At 43.2% G+C, this 1446-nt stretch carries 1 protein-coding gene; it reads left to right on the top strand.

Annotated elements, in window-relative coordinates; genetic code table 11:
• Positions 1-1445, top strand: a 1445-nt coding sequence (locus LUA90_RS19430; protein ID WP_231492246.1) for an IS4 family transposase, incomplete at its 5' end; no start/stop codon positions are given.
• Position 1446: the final 1 nt, after the last annotated feature.

Raw genomic sequence — 1446 nt, 5'->3', positions numbered from 1 at the left:
ATCCTACCGTGTACCCACATCTTTATTTTTATTTTTGTTTCATGTTTGGAACAGATTACAGTAAACTTTTTAACGACCTTAGGTTATCTAGACGAGGAGAAAGCCTATTAAATAAATTACGTCAGGATCCCTCCACAAGTATTCAGTCGCTAGCAAGCTGCCGAGCCGAGCAAAAAGCGTTTTACAGGTTTTTAAATAGTTCAAAGGTAAAGGAAGAGTTACTTTCCTCAGAGATGGGCTTTCGCTGTGGAAAAGCTGTCAAGGACAAAGTCGTTTTATGTATTCAGGATACCTCAGAGATAAATCTAGCTAACCACAGCAACCGACTGAGAGCATCCAGCGGTGTAGGACCAATTGATGCAGTCAAAAAAGGTATTGGCTTTAAGGTACACCCCTGCCTTGTTGTAGATGCCTATACCTGTTTTCCTTACGGTTATGCAGGTATTGATCTCTTTAACCGTACTGGCATCAAGCTTGTAACGGGTTATGAACGCAGCAAGATGTCCGTCCAAGACAAGGAATCTGCAAAATGGCTCAGGGGAAACCAGCGAGCTGGCAATTATCTAAAGGATGCAGCATCTGTTATTATCATACAGGACCGGGAAGGCGATATCTTCGAACAGTTTACTACTGGTGCGCTGGCTGACAACTCATTTCTGATTGTACGCAGCCAGTACGACCGAATATTGACTTCTGAAGGAAGACTATTAGCTACAGTAGCTCAGGAACCCTGCAGGGGAACCTATACCATCCTAGTAGATAGGGATAGTCATAAAAAGACCGCCACAAGGGAGGCACAAATAGAGATTCGCTATAAAAAAGTTCAGTTTAAACGTCCAGACCGTAGACCCAAAGATGTACCCGAGATCTCTGCTGATGTATTTGTAATAGAAGCCAGGGAGGTAACCGAAAATATTGCAGACCCAATTCATTGGAGGCTAACAACCACATTGCCGGTAAATACAGTAGAGGATGCCCGTCAGGTGATTGAATGGTATACCTGCCGGTGGATGATAGAGGAATTCTTCAGGGTGCTGAAAAAGGAATGCTATGATATAGAAAGCAGTGAGCTGGAACAGGGATGGGCTATACGAAAACTGACCTTGTTGATCATGGACACGATATTGAAACTGTTTCAGATGCATATTGCCTATGGCATGGAGGAAGGAGAACCACCGATATCCAGCAGCATTGCATTCAGCGATACAGAACTTGAATGCCTAACTGTAGTAAATACCAGGCTACAGGGGAAAACACAATTACTGTCTAATCCCAAACAAATATCAGAACTAAGGGGGGCAACATGGGTAATAGCAAGGTTAGGTGGTTGGAAAGGTTATTCATCACAGAGGAAGCCTGGTGCAACAACCCTAATACTCGGTCTCCAAAAATTCTATAATATCTATTTAGGATTCGAAATCCAAAAAGATGTGGGTACACGGTAGG

The organism is Pedobacter sp. Leaf170 (genome assembly GCF_920984665.1).
Taxonomy (GTDB): Bacteria; Bacteroidota; Bacteroidia; order Sphingobacteriales; family Sphingobacteriaceae; genus Pedobacter.
The sequence above is the reverse complement of the archived record's forward strand: the minus strand, read 5'-3'. Positions and strand labels throughout refer to the sequence as shown.